Here is a 21,246-nt window from a genome sequence, read left to right as displayed (position 1 = left end):
AGCTCATTAATCAGAGCTTACATGACAACCTCATTGCCCGCTCATTTGAGCGGGCTTTTTTATATCGAGGTTTTTCTAAAATGAAGAGCATTAAAGTGTGCTAGGAACGATTGGTATGCTTCGCTTTTGAAGATCATCAAGCTAATGATGGCAAGCGATGTACCCAAAGATGAATAAATAGTACTACCACTTGCTGCAACAAAATTAATGCTGTAGGACTGAGGTATTAAGCCGACCATAACTCTTTAAGCAGATAGGTAATTAGAAAAAGTTAAAATAAGCAGTGTCGAGCTTAAAAACATACTAACTATGGAGTGCTTCGGTAGGTTCTTTTTTCTAAGACTAAGTTATAAGTTGATTCTTCAGTATCAAGAGAGTATCCGTTACTTTTTGCAAAAACATCTGCTGCTAGTAGCGAGGGATAAAGAAGAAAAAAACTAGTTACCGATATAGTTAGGAATATCTTACTAGAGCTTTTAAACTCACTTTTAGTTAGGAAATTATTTGATTTTAATGTTTTTACGGACATTCTAGAGCATTCAAATAAGATCAAACTAGAGCCTATAATCAAAATATCAGCCTGATCAAAAGATGAATAACTTTCATTATTATAGATGTTAAGATAAAAGTCTGACAATCCATCAAAACCATATATTAACAGTGATATTGCTGATGCTAATAAAATTATTAAATAAAAAAACACTTGCGTTCGGTCGTAACTCCCTTTTTTCATCGTAACAAACCTCGCTGTATTTCTTGCGAGAAAATCATACTTTGAGTTTTACGTTGAATCTCATTATATTCTTCTTTTGCTCTTCTCTTTGCTTCTATATCTCTTTGCTTTAAGTAAATATCTATAGAGGCTATTAACTTCTGTGTTAAACCTCGTTTATCATTTTCTCTATTCAATAAAAGACCTACAGCCGAGCTTATCAGAATAGCCCCTAATAATGGGCCAGCACTTAAAGTTACAACACTGCCACCCACTGCTGCGGCAAAGTTTACAAATATAGCTGCTGCAGCTGACGATAACCCGATAGTGATTATATCACTAGCTAAAGTACCAAATAGTTTGGCTAAGGTTTGACGGTCATTGAGGAAAAAGTCAATCACTCTGTATGTGGATATTAAGATAATTGTTATTATGCCCCCACTTCTAATGGATTGTAATGCCCCTTCTGGTCCAACAGCGAACTTTGCCACAGTTGGAGTGGGAAGAAATTTTCCTAATCCAGAAAGCTTTGAGTGCATAGCAGGGGAGCCTGTGAGTATGATATGTGGAGCTCCAGAATAATTTTTAACGATAACAGAGCTATTATTTCCGTACAAATAGTTTGATAAGTTGGTTATAAAAACTAAGTCCTGTCCTGTAGCATAATAGTTTGCTGTATTTTCAAACATTCCCTTTATCTTTTCCCAACGTTCTAATTTCGCTTTATCTTTTACATTGTTCTTGACAACGATATCGAAGCTCTCGATAGATAAGATAATGGTTTCTTGATTTCGATGTTGATGATTTGATTTATAAAGAGGGTAGGTGCTTATACTACCACTATTTTTTGAGGATTGATGTCGTGATAAAGGGTAGTTGCTAGTCATGTATTTTCCTCAGATATCGGGCCTTGAGCGCTGACAATGTAAACTCTACATGCTGAACAGATCTTTCATACTCGTCTAGTTTTATATTTAAAGGTAAGCGTTTGATCTCATTATCAGGAATAGATTTGTGACAGTGATTCAATTCTTTCTGACAACTAAATTTTATATAAAAGTTTGGAGTCAAGTTTAAGCATTAATTCTATGAAAATTAGGAATAGATTGGTGTCTTGACTTTCCATTGGTAGTTTTGTGAATAAGTGCTACCGTTTCTTCCTCTTTGATACCTCTTCAAAAAGGAAGTGTAGTGGAAATCACGGTTGAGATTTTGTTGGCCTTATTTTTGGTTGCGACTGCCGCAGGCTTTATTGATGCGATGGCTGGTGGGGGAGGGCTCATTACGCTCCCTGCGCTTTTGGCTGCGGGGTTGAGTCCGACTCAAGCTCTAGCAACCAATAAGTTACAAAGTTCGTTTGGCAGTTTCTCTGCTAGCTGGTATTTCGTGCGTAACGGTATTGTTAGCTTAAAGGAAATGCGTTTTGCGATACTCTGCACTTTTATAGGCGCTGCAATCGGTGCCGAGGCTGTGCAGTTTATTGATGCTAGCGTACTCACCAGTTTGATCCCTGTTCTTTTGATAGCCATTTCCCTCTATTTTTTACTCGCGCCAAGTACGCGAAAAATCGATGGAGAACCAAAGTTATCTGAAGCGATGTTTGCGCTATGCATTGGTGGCGGGATCGGTTTCTATGATGGCTTTTTTGGCCCTGGGACTGGATCTATTTTTACTGTTTGTTTTGTTGCACTAGGTCACTTTTCTTTGGTCGAAGCCACAGCTAGAACCAAAATCCTCAATTTCACGTCAAACATTGCGGCACTACTCTTTTTTATCTTAGCTGGGTTGCCCGTGTGGAAGCTTGGCTTAACCATGGCTGTTGGCGGTTTTCTTGGTGCTCAGTTAGGAGCGAAGGTCGTGGTAAGTAAAGGACAAAAATGGATTCGTCCTCTAGTTATAGTGATGTCGATGCTTATGGCAACGAAACTTCTTTGGCAACAACATCAGCAATGGATTCTGTCAGTGCTTTAACTCGTTCGCTACGATATGTGCTGTGACGTAAGCAGATATGTATTGGTCGAACTAACTGATCTAGCTCTTCAAAGTCATAGCAGAACTTAGATGTGATATTAAGTGTCGTTAGGATAGATTTAGGGATTAAAGCGGGAGCCATACCTCCCAAAGCCAGTTGTGCTGCCGCAGTATACGAATCCATTTCCATCAAAGGTTCGATTCCGTGTTTGGATAAAATAGCTTGTTGATATGTGTTGGCAGGGTTAGTTAGGTCATTGGTCAAAATAGCTTTAGGTAGTTGTGAAAGTGAATGTCGACTGACAATTGAGAAAGGTTCATCGGCGAGGTGAAGGCTCATTAATCCATGATGAGGTGGTAGATAGCCAGCGCAAAATCCCAATGTTGCTTTGCCTGATTTCACATTCTCAATAATGCGTGGCGTATGATTGGTCGATATTCGTATGTACTGATCATGGGCAAAGTGTTCTGCCATGATCATGCTGAGGTATCCCGCCACTAAGGTTTCAGAGCAGTCCATTTTGATTAAAGAAGTATCTTCTATTTGTTGTTGATCGTGGATTTTTCCTCTTAACTCATTGAACGTGGGTTCTATTGTGTTTATGAGGGCAAGGCCATCGGAGGTCAGCTTTATGTGCCGACCATTTGGCTCTATCAATTTTTTTCCTAACTTCTTCTCTAGATTTGAAATACGTTTACTCACGGCAGATTGACTAATATAGAGTTGACTGCCTGTGCGGCTCATGGTTTTTTCTTTACTGAGGACAAGTAACGTTTCAATACCTTCAAGCAACATAATGATTAATGAAAGTTAGGAATGGTTGAGATAATTTAGCGAATTGCCCAAGAATTGGCGAATCAAATGAGCATAAATGAGAGGAGCCGACACTTGGTCGACTCCATAATGAGTGATGTTGTTGGTGTTTAACGGTTAATGGCGAAAGTTGGCAGGGATAGATGCCAACGAATCGCACCGAGACGTATAATGAGCGTTGAGATTACACCAGCGAGTAAAGCCGTTGAGTGGTCATAACCCATGTTTACCGCCATCGTATGGAAGATGCCGCCAATAATACATGCCGTAGCATAGACTTCACTTCTTAATACCATAGGAACTTCGCGAGCCAGCACGTCTCGTATAATGCCACCGCCACAGCCAGTAATAACCCCCATTATCACCGCGACCATCCCGGATGCATTGTAGGCGAGTGCCTTTTCTACTCCTATTCCCACAAACACAGCGAGACCGATGGCATCACAAACGGGTAATACCCACCATGAGAGTCGCTTGGGTCTTCGAATAACAAGCATGGTTAGTAGACACGTAACAAATATCACCCATAAGTAAGTCGTATCTGTTATCCAAAATACGGGAGTGGCACCAAGCGCCATGTCTCGGATTGTTCCGCCACCTATAGCAGTCACACTGCCGAGCACGATAACGCCGAATGGATCCATTTTTAAACGGCCCGCCAGTAATACGCCAGAGATAGCGAAAACAGCGGTACCGAACAAATCGATCATATAAAGCAGCATGGAGTCCATGTTACTTAGTACCTTTAAATAGTGTGAGAAAAAATGGGCGGAAATTGTACGGTATTTGCCACGAAATCGTTAGCGTTTTTGACGAACGCTTTTAAAGTGCTCACACACTTCCTTGATCGCGTTCAATGTGCGTGGTGTGGGACGGTTAATCCAATCAGAGTTTAGGGACCAGATGTGTTTGTTTTTAAGAGCAAGAAGCTCATTACTCCACTCAGTCCACATACCATCGTTACTCATTGCGTGACGAGAAGTAAAAATAACCTCTGGCTGTCGAGTAATGACTTGCTCGATGCTAACTTGAGGATAAGGCGCGCTAGATGCGGCGAAAATGTTCTCACCACCGCAAAAAGTAAAGACTTCACTTGGCCAGTTCTTTCCGGCGACAGTGATGATAGGCTTTTCACTCAACTGATAAAAGTAACTAACTTTCTCGTTCGTGTTGTACTGTTCTTTTAGTGTACTCAGCTGCGTTCTAAAATCTTCAGCGGCCTTTTTTCCTACTTGTGGAGTTTCGCTGTATTGGCTGAGTTGCTCAATATTATTGGCGATATCTTCTAATGAACCTGTAGTGGAGTAATAGATAGGAATACCGAACTGTTTAATTTTCTCCAACTCTTTAGCGGGGTTTCCGGCTGGCCAAGCAATCACTAAGTCCGGCTGAAGAGCAATAATGCGCTCTAATTTAATTCCTTGATAATTTGAGACTCTTTCTAGCTGCTTTGCCTGTTCTGGATAATCGCTCATTTCGCTGACAGCAACAAGCTGGTCTCCTAGCCCTGCTGCAAAGGCAATTTCGGTGGCATGTGGAGCTAAACTTATAATGCGTTGAGCGGGTTGAGCGAAGGTCGCTGTCGAAACAAACAGCGTTAATGCGAAGCATAATTTATTCATCATAATCCTTGATAAATTATTCCTAAAAGCAAACTTTGGATTGCGATCCAAGCCAAGACGCGCCAAACGAGGAGCGTATGTATTTGTGAAAGGTGAATAGCCGATGGCGCAATGCGCCCACCGATTTTTGCGCGCTCTGCACGCACACCTTGATAGATAGCAGGGCCGCATAAAGACAGTTGTAGTTTGTGTCCGATAGTACATAACACCCAGCTAGGTCCTGGTAAGGGCCAAGACTTCGCTTGCTGTTGTATTCCAGAGAGCACATTACTTGTATTCTTTCCGGCAGCTAAAAGTATGGCAAAGAGACGAAGTGGAATAATATCCAGAGTAGCAACCAGTTGAATCACAGGTTTACCAAACGGCAAATATTGGCGTCGGCTAGGGGACCACACTCGCGCTAATTCTGTTGTGAGTCGATACATTAACGCACCAATGCCACCTGTTAGTGCGTACCAAAATAGCACACCGATCACGTTGCGGCTGTATCCCATAATCAGGGTTTCTGAGCCAGCTTTACCTATGCCAACGATCGAGAGGCTACCAGTATCGCGATTAAGGTATGGTCTCAGTAATGCTCGACACTGAGCTTTGTCTTCCGAAGACATACTAGTTACGAGCTGTTTCGTTAACGTTTCGCTGTTGCGCCAGTCTAGCGCAAGGATCAATAGAACCAGTTCATATAAAGGGATTTGCCAAACAAATGGCTTTACTGCAATCAGTAATATCAAACAAGGAAACAGCATCAAGCCTAGTGCAAGACTGCCTGAGATTACACTCTGTGAGTAATTGTGATTATTGTTCACTTTGTTGGCTAGCTGTTCTGCTAGCTTTCGCCATAAAGTGATGGGGTGCACTGAATGGGGGATTGGCACTAGAAGGTGCAAGAGCAGTGCGCCCCACATTATAAGGAGCGCACCGTTGGCATAAAATGACTGAAAAACTTCTTCCATGAATGAGTCGTTTACTTAATGAGTTCCAGCATTTTGAATACCATTTCGGAAGAGCTTTTTGCTGCTAGAGGTAGAAACTCATCAAAGCTCATTGGTGATTCTTTATCAGCGACATCAGAGATTGCACGCACAACAACAAACGGTGTGTTGAATTGGTGACAAGTTTGAGCGATAGCAGATGCTTCCATTTCTACAGCGATAACTGACGGGAAGTGTTTACGAATAAACTCTTGACGCTCAGCAGTACAAACAAACGCATCGCCAGTACAAATTAGGCCGCGAACCGCATGAGTGTTTTCCATTTGTGCTAGGGCTTTTTCGGCTAAGTCCATTAGCTTGTCATCCGCTTTGAATGCAGCTGGTTGACCGGCCATTTGGCCAATCTCATAACCAAAAGCGGTTACGTCTGCATCATGATGACGAACTTCTGTAGAGATAACTACATCGCCAAGGTTTAAGCTTGAATCGAAACCGCCAGCAGAGCCTGTGTTAATCACAACGTCTGGTTGGTATTCATCAAGAAGGATTGTCGTGCCCACTGCCGCTGCAACTTTACCGATGCCCGATTGTAGTACGACGACTTCAACATCGTTAATTTGACCAGAGAAAAACGTACAACCTGCTTTATTTACAGTTTTGCAGTTTGTAATTGCTTGCTTCAGGATGGTCACTTCTTGTTCCATCGCACCGATGATACCAACTTTCATAACACTCTCTTTAAGTAAATATTTTAGTTGGCCGAGAGTATAGCACTCCCCGTTGGCAGTTTTCTATTTGATGAGCTTCGCTTGAGTGAGCTTTTCTCGTAATTGATCGGCGCGCTTTCTGTTTACGCCAAAGTCAGAGTAGCCCACACGAGATTCCGAGCGCACAATCAGTTGGTCTCCTGCTATTTTTAGTTCGAGGTCATCCACGAAGCGCATGATTTTAGATGTGCACTCGATACGAAGGTAGTTGCTTTCTTTCACCGCGGTTTTCGCGCCTGGCAGTTCAAGCGCAACTTGCTCAATAGCGTCGATGTTCGCTGAATCAACTAAGATAAATGGCGTTAGGTTGTATTTTTCTCGCGTGTCTTGGGTGGAGACGCAGTTTGGTTTGTCACCACAAGGTGATTGAGAACGATCCGTCATGGTTGTGACTCCTTGGCTACAAGCGGTTAAGCCGAGCAAAGTAATGGAAAGGAGAGCGGCTTTTTTCATTGTATTTACTCTTATAATTTTGTTTCTAATTATATGGATACAAAAGAAAAAGGATCCAATAACAGGACCCTTTTTGTGAGGTTAGCTGAGATTAAACTTCTAGGTAATCGAGAATGCCTTCTGCCGCTTTTCGTCCTTCATCAATTGCGGTTACGACAAGATCAGAACCTCGTACCGCATCGCCACCCGCGAAGATCTTTTCATTGCTGGTCTGGAATTGGAACTCTTGCTTCGCTGGGGCTTTGATACGACCCCATTGATCCAAATCGACATCAAACGGTGCTAACCAGTCCATTTTGTGCGGCTGGAAACCAAACGCCATGATAACAACGTCTGCTGGTAGAACGTGCTCGCTGCCTTCAACGGGCTCTGGACGTCGGCGACCCGCTTCATCAGGTTCACCAAGTGCGGTTTTCACCACTTTGACCCCCGAGACTTTGCCTGACGCATCCACTTCCACTCCCAAAGGCTGAAGGTTGAACATGAACTTCACGCCTTCTTCCTTTGCGTTTTTTACCTCGCGACGAGATCCCGGCATGTTGGCCTCATCACGACGATAAGCACAAACTACGTTGGAGGCACCTTGGCGAATTGAGGTACGAACGCAGTCCATTGCTGTATCACCACCACCCAGTACGACGACTTTCTTTCCTGCCATATCGATAAAGGGTTGGTTACTCTCAAGATCCATGACTTTGTAGGTGTTCGAAACTAAAAATGGCAGCGCGTCATACACACCCGGCGCATCTTCATTATCTAGACCTGCACGCATGTATTTATAGGTGCCAACGCCCAAGAAAACAGCATCGTATTCATCAAGTAGCTCTTGCATTTGGACATCTTTGCCTACTTCCATGTTCATGCGGAACTCGACGCCCATTTCAGTGAACACACGGCGGCGGTTTTCCATCACGCCTTTTTCAAGCTTGAATGAAGGAATGCCGAAGGTCAGAAGGCCTCCAATTTCAGGGTAGCGGTCAAACACGACGGGCTTAACGCCATTGCGCACTAGGATATCCGCGGCAGCCAAGCCAGCTGGGCCTGCTCCAATGATTGCGACCTTTTTATCGGTCCACTCCACCTTGGACATATCTGGCTTCCAGCCCATTTCAAACGCTTTGTCGGTAATGTACTTTTCTATGTTACCGATGGTGACGGCACCAAAGTCATCATTAAGCGTGCATGAACCTTCACATAGGCGGTCTTGAGGACAAACGCGCCCACATACTTCCGGTAGGCTGTTGGTTTGATGCGATAGTTCAACCGCTTCAAGAATACGACCTTCATTGGCAAGTTTTAACCATTGAGGGATGTAGTTGTGGACTGGGCATTTCCATTCACAATATGGGTTGCCACAATCTAAGCAGCGATCCGCTTGTGCAGTCGCCTGTTGTTTAGTGAACGGTTCATAGATTTCAACGAACTCGATCTTACGAACTTTGATAGGCTTTTTCGCAGGATCTACACGCTGCACATCGATAAATTGATAAACGTTCTGGCTCATGATTCAAACATCCTCCATGATTACTGTGCTTGAACACGCAGCTCTGCGGCACTGCGGCTCTGGTGACCAAGTAGCGTGCGAAGATCTGCCGCTTGTGGTTTCACCAAATAGAACTTTGGAATCCATTCATCAAAGTTCGCCAAAATATTTTCAGCATGACTCGACCCTGTTTCTTCAAGGTGTTCCGCAATTAGGCCACGCAAATGTTCTTGGTGGATGTAAAGATCGGACAATGAGATGGCTTCGACAGACTCAGTATTAACTCGACCTTCAAAGCTTTGGTTCTCATCCAGAACATAGGCAAAGCCTCCAGTCATACCCGCGCCAAAGTTCACACCTGTCGCACCAAGAATGGCAACAATACCGCCAGTCATGTACTCACAAGCGTTATCGCCAGCACCTTCAATGACGGCTATCGTACCTGAGTTTCGTACGCCGAAACGCTCACCTGCTTTACCGGCTGCAAATAGTTTACCGCCGGTCGCGCCGTACAGACAGGTGTTACCAATGATGGTTGCTTCATTACACTTAAATGCAGTGCCAAGGTGAGGTTTGATAACCACTTTACCACCCGCCATGCCTTTTCCCACGTAGTCGTTCGCATCGCCCGTGAGGTAAAGCTCTACACCACCTGCGTTCCAAACACCAAAGGACTGGCCTGCGGTGCCGTCAAGATAGATTTTGATAGGGGAAGCCGCCAACCCTTGGTTGCCATAGCGTTTTGCTATTTCGCCAGATAAGCGTGCACCAACAGAACGATCAGTGTTGATGACATTGTAGAAGAAACTTGCCGATTGACTGTTTTCGACCGCATGCATGGCATCATCAACGATCTTTTGGTTGAGCTCAGCTTTATCAAACGGTTTGTTTGGCTCTGTCCAAAATAGCGGATGGCCCTCAGGTGATACTGGAGCTTCTAGAATATTGGATAGATCCAGCTTGGTCTGTTTCGCTGTAAATCCCTCTACTGCCTCAAGTAAATCGGTACGACCAATCAAGTCCGTCAGCTTTTCAACGCCAAGTTCGGCGAGTAATCCGCGCACTTCGTCTGCCAGGCCGATGAAGTAATTCATCACCATTTCTGGTAGACCTTTGAAGTATTCTTTACGCAGTGTCTCGTCTTGAGTCGCAACCCCAGTTGCACAGTTGTTGAGGTGACAAATTCGTAGGAACTTACAACCCATAGCGACCATTGGCGCAGTACCAAAACCGAAGCTTTCTGCACCTAAAATTGCGGCTTTAACTACGTCTAAACCAGTCTTTAGACCACCGTCTACCTGTAGGCGAATCTTATGACGCAGACCATTAGCAACCAGAGCTTGTTGTGTCTCTGCCAACCCCAACTCCCAAGGGCTACCAGCGTATTTTACCGAAGTTAATGGGCTTGCTGCGGTACCACCGTCGTAACCCGAAATGGTAATAAGATCAGCGTAAGTCTTGGCTACACCCGTTGCGATGGTGCCGACACCTGGCTCGGAGACGAGTTTTACCGAAACCAGTGCATTCGGGTTGACTTGTTTAAGGTCGAAGATCAGCTGGGCCAAATCTTCAATCGAATAGATATCGTGATGCGGAGGAGGGGAGATCAGAGTCACGCCTTGTACCGAATAACGCAGTTTTGCGATTTCTGCGGTGACTTTGTGTCCTGGTAGCTGTCCACCTTCACCCGGTTTCGCACCTTGTGCCACCTTGATTTGCAGTACATCCGCATTAGTCAGGTAATGCGGCGTTACACCAAATCGGCCAGAAGCAATCTGTTTGATACGTGAGTTACGCTCAGTACCGAAACGGCGAGGATCTTCACCGCCTTCACCCGAGTTAGAGTAACCACCAAGACGGTTCATCGCCGTTGCAAGTGCTTCATGCGCTTCTGGGCTAAGTGCGCCAATGGACATTGCCGCTGAGTCAAAGCGTTTGAACAGTTCAGTGCGTGGTTCTATTTGCTCAAGTGGCAGCGGTGAGTCTGATTTTTTCAGCGACATTAAGTCACGCAGCATGGCAACAGGGCGTTGGTTTACCTGCTTAGCAAAGCTCTGATAGTCGTTACTTTCGCCAGATTTAACGGCCTGTTGCAGCGTGCCGACGACATCCGGGTTGTAAGCATGATATTCACCTCCATGGACGTACTTTAACAAGCCGCCATGATCAATCGATTTGCGTTTCGCCCATGCTTTACGAGATAAGTTTGTAAGATCTTGCTGGAAGTCGTCAAAATTCGCGCCTTCAATTCGAGTTGTGACGCCTTTAAAACACAGATCGACCACATCTTGGCTCAAGCCAACTGCTTCAAACAGTTGTGAGCAGCGGTAAGAGGCGATGGTTGAGATCCCCATTTTCGACATGATCTTGTACAGGCCTTTGTTGATGCCGTATTGGTAGTTTTGCATCACATCGCGGTAGTCTTTCTCTAGTGCTTTATCATCAATCAGTTTACCTAACGCTTCATAAGCAAGGTATGGGTAAACCGCAGTAGCACCAAAGCCAAGCAAGACAGCAAATTGGTGTGGGTCACGAGCTGTTGCGGTCTCAACAACAATGTTGGCATCACAACGTAAGTTGGCATCGATCAAGCGAGTTTGAACCGCACCGACCGCCATTGCTGCAGGAATTGGCAGCTTGCCTTTGACTAAAGCGCGATCTGAAAGCACGACTAAAACCGTGCCTTCACGAACGACTTGCTCTGCTTGCTCACACAGATCATTAATGGCTTGTTTAAGATCTTTTTGTTGTGGGTCGTAGTTGATATCGAGAATGGTATTACGGTAATGATCGTCACTCAGCTCTAGTAGTTGCTGCATGTCTGAATAGAGCAGTACTGGAGAATCAAAGGTTACACGATGCGCGTGGCCATCGGTTTCACAGAAGACGTTCATCTCTTGGCCGATGCTGGTCGCCAGCGACATGACGTGTTTCTCACGCAGCGGATCGATTGGTGGGTTGGTGACCTGCGCGAACTTCTGACGGAAGTAATCAGTCACCAAGCGCTCTTTCGAAGAAAGAACCGCCATCGGGGTGTCATCACCCATCGAACCGACAGCTTCTTGCCCCATATCACCGAGGACACGCAATACTTGATCGACTTCTTCATTGCTCATGGCAAACTGCTTTTGATAAGTCTTAAGCAAGTCTTCATCAAAGCTGCGCTCACCTACTTGATCTTCAGGCAGCTGAGAGAACGGTGTTAGTTTGCGAACGTTGTTCTCCATCCATTCGCGATAAGGGTGACGAGATTTCAGGTCATTATCGATCTCGCTAGACTGCCAAAGTTTACCTTTACGAGTGTCGATGACGAGCAATTCCCCCGGACCTACACGACCTTTTTTGGCAACTTCATCTGGGGCGTAATTCCAAATCCCTACCTCAGATGCCAGAGTGATCAACTTGTCTTTGGTAATTACATAACGCGCAGGACGTAGACCGTTTCGGTCTAGGTTACAAGCAGCATAACGACCATCGGACAGTACGATACCTGCTGGGCCATCCCATGGTTCCATGTGTTTGGAGTTGAAATCGTAAAACGCACGCAAATCCGGATCCATGTCAGGGTGGTTTTGCCATGCTGGCGGCACAAGCATACGCATGGCACGGAAGATATCCATGCCGCCAGCTAAAAAGAGATCTAGCATATTATCTAAGCTAGACGAGTCTGAGCCTGTCTCGTTCACAAACGGTGCTGCAGTTTGTAGGTCAGGCAGCAGTGGTGACGAGAACTTGTAAGCACGAGCGCGTGCCCATTGTCGGTTACCTTCAATGGTATTGATCTCACCATTATGAGCAAGGTAGCGGAACGGTTGAGCTAATGGCCAACGCGGTTGAGTGTTGGTAGAAAAACGCTGGTGGAACAGACAGATAGCAGATTCCATACGTAGATCGGCAAGATCAAGATAAAAGCGCGGTAAGTCCGCAGGCATGCATAGGCCTTTGTACACCAAAACTTGAGTCGACAAGCTACAGATGTAGAAATCCGGATCTTCGGTGATTTGTTTCTCGATGCGACGGCGTGCGATGTAGAGGCGACGTTCAATGTCGCGTTCGCGCCAACCTGCCGGTGCAGAGACAAAGACTTGCTGAATATTTGGAAGCGAGTTGGCCGCAATTGGACCGAGTACTTCTGAATTAGTTGGTACTTCACGCCAACCAGCCACAGTTAGCGTCTCTTGCGCCAGTTCTTTGTTGACGATGTCTTTAGCGAGTTGAGCTTTGACTGGATCTTGGTTGAAGAAAATCATCCCTACGGCGTATTGCTTGCCAAGGTTGAAACCATTTTCTTCGGCAATAAGACGTAAATAGGAATCGGGCTTTTGTAATAGAAGACCACAACCATCACCAGTTTTACCATCGGCGGCGATACCACCACGGTGAGTCATGCGGTCAAGTGCAGAAATTGCTGTACGTACCAGCTTGTGGCTTTGTTCGCCTTCCATATGCGCGATCAAGCCAAATCCACAGTTGTCTTTCTCAAGACTTGGATCATAAAGAGCCATTGCAATTCTCCCTTTGCTTATCCGTCATCCCGACAGATATATCAACACTGCTTACGTTGATATCGATGACTAACTATGCGTCATCTTTATAGCTTTATGTATAATTATTCAGTAAAAGTTGTGAAATATTTAACATTTTTTGAGTGTTTTATTTTCATCAACTTCACAAGCTATAGCTTATTGTAAAAAAGGTCAAGTTATTAGTGGATCATCACGTGAATATACGATTTACCATTTAATAAGCTAAAATAGTTTAATAATTTCAAATAGATAGAAAATTGATTGTTACAAAAAAGTAACATTTGATTCTGTGGGAGATAAAAAAGACCAGCATAAAATGCTGGTCAAAATAGAAAGATTGGAAGGAATTGTTTTCTTTCTTCACCGATAGCCATCGATATTGCTGATGGCTATTAGGCAATTGAAAGAGAGAAGCATGACTGCTTCGTTAAGCAGAAAGCATCAGTGAATCTGCTTTTGCTTCTAGGTTTGTGCCACCCATTAGGTAATCATCGATAGCACGGGCACATTCGCGGCCTTCATTGATACAACGAACCACCAAAGATTGGCCTGTTCGCATATCACCAGCAGCAAATACGCCTTCTTGGTTAGTAGCAAAATCTTGAGTTGCTACGTTACCGCGATCGTCTAGTGCGATATCCAGTTGAGCAAGTACGCCCGTTGGTTCAGGATGAAGGAAGCCCATCGCTAGGAATGCCATATCACATGGAATCACCCGCTCGCTGCCTTCAACTTCTTTAAAGCCTGGACGCTCGCCAGGTTTCGCCTCTTCCCAAACGATATCAGCCAAACGAAGACCAGTAACTTCACCTTTGTCGTTACCGATGAACTCTTTAGTTAGGATGTTCCAGTGACGATCAACGCCTTCTTCATGAGATGTCGAAGTACGTAGGATCATCGGGTACTGTGGCCAAGGCATATTGGCAGGACGCTTTTCTGGTGGAATCGGCATGATTTCCACTTGAGTTACACTTGCTGCGCCGTGACGGTTTGATGTTCCCACACAGTCTGAACCCGTATCACCACCACCGATAACCACAACATGTTTACCCGCAGCGTGAATTTCTTCCGTTTTCAGGTCCATGTTATTGGCGCGACGGTTGTTTTGACCTAGGAATTCCATCGCGAAGTGAACGCCTTTTAGTTCACGACCCGGAACGGGCAAATCACGTGGAACCGTTGAGCCACCGGTTAGTAGAACCACATCGAACTCTTGACGCAATTGTTGAGCATTTACATCAACACCGACGTGTTGGTTTACTTTAAACTCAATGCCAGCTTCTGCCATTAGATTGATCTTGCGATCAATGACTTCCATGCTCAGTTTAAAGTCTGGGATACCAAAACGTAGCAGACCGCCCACTTTCTCGTCTCGCTCGAATACCGTCACAGTATGACCAGCGCTGTTTAACTGCTCAGCAGCCGCAAGGCCAGCAGGGCCCGAACCGATGATCGCAACGGTTTTGCCAGTTCGAGAGCGTGGTGTTTTTGGTTTGGCGTACCCTTCACGATACGCCGTTTCCACGATGGTTTTCTCGATATTACAGATAGTAATTGGATCTTGGTTGATACCAAGTACACAAGCACTTTCACATGGAGCAGGGCAAACACGACCAGTGAACTCTGGGAAGTTATTGGTTGAGCTTAGAATGTTCCATGCTTCTTCCCAGCTATCACGATAAACTGCATCGTTAAACTCTGGGATGATGTTACCGATAGGGCAGCCGTTATGACAAAACGGCACACCACAATCCATACAACGAGAAGCCTGAGTATTGATCTTGTCACCAAACTCCTCGTTCAGAACGAACTCTTTGTTGTTCTTGATGCGTTCAGCTGGGTCGATCTTCTGTGGTAGTTCACGACCATGCTCTAAAAATCCAGTAGGCTTACCCATTATACGGCCTCCACTTGAGTTTCGTTTCCTTGAGACTGTGCTTCAGCTTTACGCTTTTGAAGAACCGCTTTGTAGTCACGCGGCATTACCTTAACCATAGAGGCTAGGCTTGCTTCAAAGTTGTCTAGGAAAGACTGAGCGACTTCACTTCCTGTGAATTGAACATGCTTAGTTAGCATGTCGAGTAATAGATCTCTGTCTTCTTGCTCGATTGGATCTAGGTCTACTAACTCTGGGTTCAGTTTTGACTCAAAGTCACCTGATTTATCCCATACGTAAGCCACGCCACCACTCATACCTGCGGCAAAGTTACGACCTGTTGACCCAAGGATGATGGCTGCACCGCCAGTCATGTATTCACAACCGTGGTCACCGACGCCTTCTACTACTACTTTCGCGCCTGAGTTACGAACACAGAAACGTTCACCAGCCATACCACGAATGAAAGACTCACCCGAAGTTGCACCGTAGAAGCACACGTTACCAACCACGATGTTGTCTTCCGCGACAATGCTTGATTTCGCATCTGGATAAAGTACTAAAGTACCGCCGGATAAGCCTTTACCCCAGTAGTCGTTCGCGTCGCCTTCTACTTCGAACTTCACGCCCTTAGCTAGGAATGCGCCGAATGACTGACCCGCAGAACCTTTGAACTTCACGTTCATTGGCTGAGGTAGACCGGCATCTTTGTACACTTTCGAGATTTCGTTCGACAACATGGTACCTGCAGAGCGGTCCGTGTTAACGATAGGGAACTCGGCATTCACCGCTTCGCCTTTCTCGAGTGCAGGAATCGCTGCTTGAATCAGCTTACGGTCTAGCACTTCTTCTAAGTTGTGGTTCTGCTGAGCTTGGTTGAATACACCATCAGCTTCACGTGGTTGCTCAACGTGAAGAACAGGAGACAGATCTAGGTTCTTGTATTTCCAGTGAGAAACGTCTTGGCGAATCTTCAGCTTCTGACCTTGACCGACCATCTCATCGATAGTGCGGAAGCCAAGTTCAGCCATGATTTCACGTAGACCTTGTGCCATGTATTGGAAGAAGGTGACGACGTCTTCTACGCGGCCATCAAAGCGCTCGCGAAGTGTCTTATTTTGAGTCGCGATACCAACAGGACAGGTGTTCTTATGACACTTACGCATCATAATACAACCTTCAACCACCAATGCTGCGGTTGCCACGCCCCATTCTTCTGCACCGAGTAGTGTTGCCACTGCAAGGTCGCGAGGTGTCTTCATCTGACCATCCGCTTGAACCACGATACGGTTACGTAGACCGTTCTTCAGTAGCGTTTGGTGCGTTTCTGCCAAACCAAGTTCCCAAGGAAGACCTGTATGACGGATTGAAGACATTGGGGATGCACCAGTGCCGCCGTCGAAACCTGCGATAAGTACAACGTCCGCTTTCGCTTTAGCAACACCAGAAGCGATCGTACCTACACCAGCTTCCGATACCAGCTTAACGTTTACACGGCCCGTGCGGTTCGCGTTCTTCAAGTCGTAGATAAGCTGAGCCAAATCTTCGATTGAGTAGATATCGTGGTGTGGCGGTGGCGAGATAAGACCGACGCCTGGAGTCGAGTGACGCGTTGCACCGATCCAGTCATCTACTTTATCGCCTGGTAGCTGACCACCTTCACCTGGCTTCGCACCTTGAGCCATTTTGATTTGCAGCTCATCAGCGTTAGTTAGGTAGTAAGAGGTTACGCCGAAACGACCAGAAGCCACCTGCTTGATTGCAGAGCGTTCCCAATCGCCGTTCTCTTTGCGCTCGAAACGCATTGGGTCTTCACCACCTTCACCAGAGTTCGATTTCGCGCCAAGACGGTTCATCGCAACAGCTAGTGTGGAGTGTGCTTCGTAAGAAATAGAACCGAATGACATAGCACCCGTCGCGAAGCGTTTCACGATGCTTTCAATTGGCTCGACTTCGTCGATAGAGATAGAACCGGCTGGGTTCTTAATGAACTCAAGTTGGCTACGCAGGGTTACCGCGTTGTCGCCCTGCTTATCTACTGCTGTTGCGTACTGCTTGAACTGATCGTAGTTTTTGTTGCGCGTAGACTCTTGCAGTAGAGAAATAGTCTCTGGGTTGAATAGGTGCTTCTCACCACGCTGTTTCCATTGGTAAACACCACCAACATCCAGCATTTGAATTGGGATTTCGCGTTGTGGGTAACCGATGCGGTGACGGATCAGCACTTCTTTGGCGATATCATCAAGGGTTAGACCTTGGATACGAGAAACCGTACCTGTGAAGTATTTGTCGACCACTGATTTGTGGATACCCAACGCTTCGAAGATTTGTGCGCCGTGGTAAGACTGTAGCGTCGAGATACCCATCTTCGAGAAGATCTTCAGAAGACCGCCATTAATCGCTTTACGGTAGTTGTTGAACAGATCACGAGGGTTCGCTTCTGGATCCAACTTCTTCGTACGTTGAAGTTCAATGATGGTTTCAATCACTAGGTAAGGGTTAACCGCATTCGCACCGTAACCAAGTAGTGTTGCAAAGTGGTGCGTTTCACGCGCGTCACCAGTTTCAACCACGATGTCACACTTCGCACGTAGACCTTTACGGATCAAGTGGTGGTGCACTGCGCCAACTGCCAGCATTGCTGGGATCGCAGCGTGGTTTGAATTCACTGCGCGGTCAGTGAGTAGGATGATTGAGTAACCATCGATAACCGCGTCTTCTGCGTATTGGCAGATACGTTTTAATGCACGCTCAAGTTTGCCTTGATCTTCACTAGCTTGGAATACGATATCCAACGTTTTCGCTTGTAGGTGCTCGTTATCGATCGCACGCAGTTTTTCAAGCTCTGAGTTCGCCAGAACCGGCGATTCTAATTCGACTTTCTGACAGTGAAGTGGTGTTTCAGTCAGAAGGTTTTGGTCTTTACCCAAGTAAGTGTTCAGCGACATAACCATACGCTCACGGATCGGGTCAATCGGTGGGTTAGTTACCTGTGCGAACAGCTGCTTGAAGTAGTTTGAAAGATGTTGAGACTGATGAGAGAGAACCGCAAGAGGCCAGTCGGCACCCATTGCTGATAATGGCTCTTTCGCGTCATTCGCCATTGGAACGATGATTTCGTTCACTTCTTCAGTGCTTACGCCAAACGCTTGTTGGCGGTGTAGAAGGTGTTCTGGCTTAGGTTGGCTGAATTGGTTGCTCGCATCTGGCAGCTTCTTCAAGCTCAGTAGGTTTTCTTCTACCCACTTCTCGTAAGGCTGTGCCGTTGCGATGGTGTCTTTCACTTCTTCATCAGAGATGATTCGACCTTGCTCTAGGTCTGCAACGAAGATACGACCTGGTTGTAGGCGACCACGGAACTCAACGTTTTCTGGTTCTATATCCACAACACCAGATTCAGATGCCATCACTAGGAAGTTATCTTTGGTCACCGTGTAGCGAGAAGGGCGCAGACCGTTACGGTCTAGTGTCGCACCAACTTGAACACCATCAGTAAAACATACGGAAGCCGGGCCATCCCATGGTTCCATGATGTTCGCATGGTACTGATAGAACGCGCGACGTTTAGGAGCCATGTTTTTGTTTTCTTGCCATGCTTCAGGAATCATCATCATCAATGCGTGTGGCAGGCTGCGACCAGACAGAACTAGGAGCTCAAGTGCCATGTCAAAGTTAGATGAATCCGAGCTGCCTTCCTGACAGATTGGAAGAAGCATGTCGATTTCAGCCTGAGTGAACAGGTCTGATTCTAGGATTGCTTCACGGGCTTTCATCCAGTTCAAGTTACCGCGAACTGTATTGATTTCGCCGTTGTGGGCAATGTAACGGAAAGGCTGTGCAAGACGCCATTTCGGGAAGGTGTTGGTAGAGAAACGAGAGTGTACCAGTGCCAGTGCAGTCACCATGGTCGGGTTTTGCAGATCGAGGAAGTACTGAGGTACTTGCTCAGTCGTTAACTGACCTTTGTACACTAATGTCTTGTAAGACATGGAGTTAATGTAGAAGTCGTCACCAATGTTCGAAACGCTTTCTAGGCAAACGCGTACGGTGTAATTACGAAGTACGTAAAGTTTGCGCTCTAGCTCTTCAGGCGTGATGCCAGGGCCGCCGGAGATAAACACGTGCTCAAATTGAGGCTCTGTGCTTAGTGGATCGGCACCAATCATGGAGTTGTCGGTTGGTAATACGCGGTAGCCGATGACTTCGAGATCTAAGCGTTTGGCATTACGCTCTAAAATGTCACGGCATTGTTCGCGTTTGTATTCGTCTTTTGGGAAAAGAACGACACCAACGCCATACTTTTCAAACGAAGGCAGTTTAATGCCTAGTTTAACGGCCTCTTCTAATAGGAATTCATGAGGTTTTTGCAACAAGATACCCGCACCGTCACCGCTGCATGGGTCACAACCTTGACCACCACGGTGTTCCATGCGAGCCAGCATATCCAATGCTTGAGTCACTACTTCATGAGATTTACGGTTTTTAAGGTGAGCAACAAAACCGATACCACAAGCGTCATGCTCCAGTTCCGGAGTGTACAGACCCTGTGGATTTTGCTCTCTATCTACCATAGATACATCCTTCCAGTTCAATGTCGACGCAAAAGTACCGGGCAGCAAATACTACCTAGACTATTGATTACGTCTTGTCCTTTATATTTATTATCGCCACCGATCTAGGTTGACCGGTCTTGATTCCTTTCCGTATCTCGCAGGAAAAGTTTTGCGAGAAAAACAATCCTTGGTGGTATCCCTTTATTTATTATCACTATCTAGTGATTTATATAGGTAGGAGTGGGATAACACCGACAAATCCCGCAGTGTGCTTTGTAATAAAAGTCACAAAAACAACGGGGTTGTGTAAGTATCCTACAATTTTGTCACTTCAGAATGCAATGAAAAACTCGGCGTTGTGACCCAATTTTTTCGTTTAATTATGCATTTTTAGTTTAACATTTACGCAACATGAACGATTTTTGCCTTTAATTATGCAAGTTTATTGATTTTGACCCGCATGATGGGTGTTTGAATTGATTAATATTGTGTGTTTTTTCTTGCAGGGATGTAATTTATTTACACAGATCGTAGTGAGATTGATTACGATTTATTGTTGGTGAGAATTTATGCAGTTACATGAGTTGGTCAATACAATCGGCCAAGATCTTCAGCGTCGATACGGTGAAAAGGTTCATAAGTTAACATTGCACGGTGGATTTAGTTGCCCTAACCGCGATGGCACGATTGGGCGGGGAGGATGTACATTTTGCAATGTGGCTTCGTTTGCAGATGAAGAAGTCCAGATAAAAAGCATTCACGAACAGTTAAAAGATCGCGCAGGTGAAATTCACAGAGCGAAGAAGTATCTCGCTTATTTTCAGGCCTACACCAGTACCTATGCAGAAGTACAAGTTCTCAAAAACATGTATGAGGAAGCACTAAAGGCTGCAGACATGGTTGGTCTTTGTGTGGGGACGCGTCCTGATTGCGTCCCTGATGCGGTATTGGATTTACTGTCGGGCTATGTACAGCAAGGTTATGAAATTTGGCTAGAACTAGGTCTTCAAACCGCCAACAATGACACCCTAAAACGTATCAATCGTGGTCATGACTTTGAGTGTTATGCCGAAATCACTAAGCGTGCGCGAACACTTGGAATCAAGGTTTGTACTCACTTAATTGTGGGTTTACCCAAAGAAACCCGCGCCGAAAATATTGAAACGCTGCAAAAAGTGTTGACCGTGGGAACGGATGGCATCAAGTTACATGGCTTGCATATTGTCGAAGGTAGCACCATGGCGAAAGCTTGGCGTGCTGGAAAGCTAGAAGCCCCTGAATTAGAAGAATATGTTGCGATCGCCAGTGAAATGATTCGTATGACACCACCAGATGTGATTTATCATCGCGTTTCATCAGCAGCTAGGAGGCCCACGTTATTATCGCCTCTGTGGTGTGAAAACCGTTGGCTAGCGATGACAGAAATTGGTCGAGATCTCAGTGCTCATGGTGCTCAAGGGAGCCTTACGGGGAATGCCTTTATCTATACTAAACCGGAATTAATAGCAGATCGCTCAATAAATAACTGATATATTTT

General features: G+C 45.6%; 14 protein-coding genes. 2 read left to right on the top strand and 12 right to left on the bottom strand.

Going from position 1 to position 21,246, the window contains the following annotated elements; all coding sequences use genetic code 11:
• Window positions 1–307: 307 nt before the first annotated feature.
• Together R7P67_RS19235 and R7P67_RS19230 are read right to left on the bottom strand one after the other, a co-directional pair.
• Window positions 308–733, bottom strand: a complete 426-nt coding sequence (locus R7P67_RS19235; protein WP_017633621.1) for a hypothetical protein — start codon at window positions 731–733, stop codon at window positions 308–310.
• A complete protein-coding gene (locus R7P67_RS19230) occupies window positions 730–1,599 on the bottom strand; it encodes a hypothetical protein (protein WP_017633622.1) in 870 nt (289 codons plus the stop codon). Before R7P67_RS19230 ends, R7P67_RS19235 begins: the two co-directional genes overlap by 4 nt.
• Before the next feature lie 304 nt (window positions 1,600–1,903).
• On the opposite strand from R7P67_RS19230, the gene R7P67_RS19225 reads away from it, so the two are divergent.
• Window positions 1,904–2,683: a TSUP family transporter gene (locus R7P67_RS19225; RefSeq protein WP_017821480.1), complete on the top strand. Its 780-nt coding sequence runs from the start codon at window positions 1,904–1,906 to the stop codon at window positions 2,681–2,683.
• Here the strand turns inward: R7P67_RS19225 and R7P67_RS19220 are convergent.
• The 10 genes from R7P67_RS19220 to gltB (R7P67_RS19175) all read right to left on the bottom strand — a co-directional run bounded on the left by R7P67_RS19220 (window position 2,625) and on the right by gltB (R7P67_RS19175) (window position 19,727).
• Window positions 2,625–3,479 (bottom strand): LysR family transcriptional regulator, encoded by an 855-nt coding sequence (locus R7P67_RS19220; protein WP_064353625.1) that lies wholly within the window; start codon window positions 3,477–3,479, stop codon window positions 2,625–2,627. The genes R7P67_RS19225 and R7P67_RS19220 overlap by 59 nt on opposite strands.
• Window positions 3,480–3,607: 128 nt before the next feature.
• Entirely contained in the window at window positions 3,608–4,228 is a 621-nt protein-coding gene (locus R7P67_RS19215; protein WP_005387377.1) for a TRIC cation channel family protein, read from the bottom strand.
• A 69-nt stretch (window positions 4,229–4,297) separates the two neighbouring features.
• Window positions 4,298–5,119, bottom strand: a complete 822-nt coding sequence (btuF, locus tag R7P67_RS19210) for a vitamin B12 ABC transporter substrate-binding protein BtuF (RefSeq protein ID WP_237306520.1) — start codon at window positions 5,117–5,119, stop codon at window positions 4,298–4,300.
• Window positions 5,119–6,072, bottom strand: a complete 954-nt coding sequence (locus R7P67_RS19205) for a cobalamin biosynthesis family protein (RefSeq protein ID WP_262652804.1) — start codon at window positions 6,070–6,072, stop codon at window positions 5,119–5,121. Before R7P67_RS19205 ends, btuF begins: the two co-directional genes overlap by 1 nt.
• A gap of 11 nt (window positions 6,073–6,083) precedes the next feature.
• On the bottom strand, window positions 6,084–6,779 hold the full coding sequence (mtnN, locus tag R7P67_RS19200) for a 5'-methylthioadenosine/S-adenosylhomocysteine nucleosidase (protein ID WP_005381837.1): 696 nt from the start codon (window positions 6,777–6,779) through the stop codon (window positions 6,084–6,086).
• Between the two features lie 63 nt (window positions 6,780–6,842).
• A complete protein-coding gene (locus R7P67_RS19195) occupies window positions 6,843–7,271 on the bottom strand; it encodes a DUF1499 domain-containing protein (RefSeq protein WP_025768418.1) in 429 nt (142 codons plus the stop codon).
• A gap of 91 nt (window positions 7,272–7,362) precedes the next feature.
• A complete protein-coding gene (locus R7P67_RS19190) occupies window positions 7,363–8,775 on the bottom strand; it encodes an FAD-dependent oxidoreductase (protein ID WP_005381833.1) in 1,413 nt (470 codons plus the stop codon).
• Between the two features lie 20 nt (window positions 8,776–8,795).
• Complete coding sequence (gene gltB, locus R7P67_RS19185) at window positions 8,796–13,259, bottom strand: glutamate synthase large subunit (RefSeq protein ID WP_262652803.1); 4,464 nt, start codon at window positions 13,257–13,259, stop codon at window positions 8,796–8,798.
• Between the two features lie 448 nt (window positions 13,260–13,707).
• The gene (locus R7P67_RS19180; RefSeq protein ID WP_005384582.1) at window positions 13,708–15,177 is read right to left on the bottom strand and encodes a glutamate synthase subunit beta; all 1,470 of its coding nucleotides are present in this window, start codon (window positions 15,175–15,177) and stop codon (window positions 13,708–13,710) included.
• Entirely contained in the window at window positions 15,177–19,727 is a 4,551-nt protein-coding gene (gene gltB / locus R7P67_RS19175; RefSeq protein WP_262652802.1) for a glutamate synthase large subunit, read from the bottom strand. The genes R7P67_RS19180 and gltB (R7P67_RS19175) overlap by 1 nt, the downstream gene beginning before the upstream one ends.
• A 551-nt stretch (window positions 19,728–20,278) precedes the next feature.
• Here gltB (R7P67_RS19175) and R7P67_RS19170 point away from each other — a divergent pair.
• Window positions 20,279–21,238, top strand: coding sequence for a TIGR01212 family radical SAM protein (locus R7P67_RS19170; protein ID WP_005384584.1), 960 nt, complete (start codon window positions 20,279–20,281; stop codon window positions 21,236–21,238).
• Window positions 21,239–21,246 lie beyond the last annotated feature (8 nt).

This window comes from Vibrio sp. Vb0937, assembly GCF_033338855.1.
The sequence above is the reverse complement of the archived record's forward strand: the minus strand, read 5'-3'. Positions and strand labels throughout refer to the sequence as shown.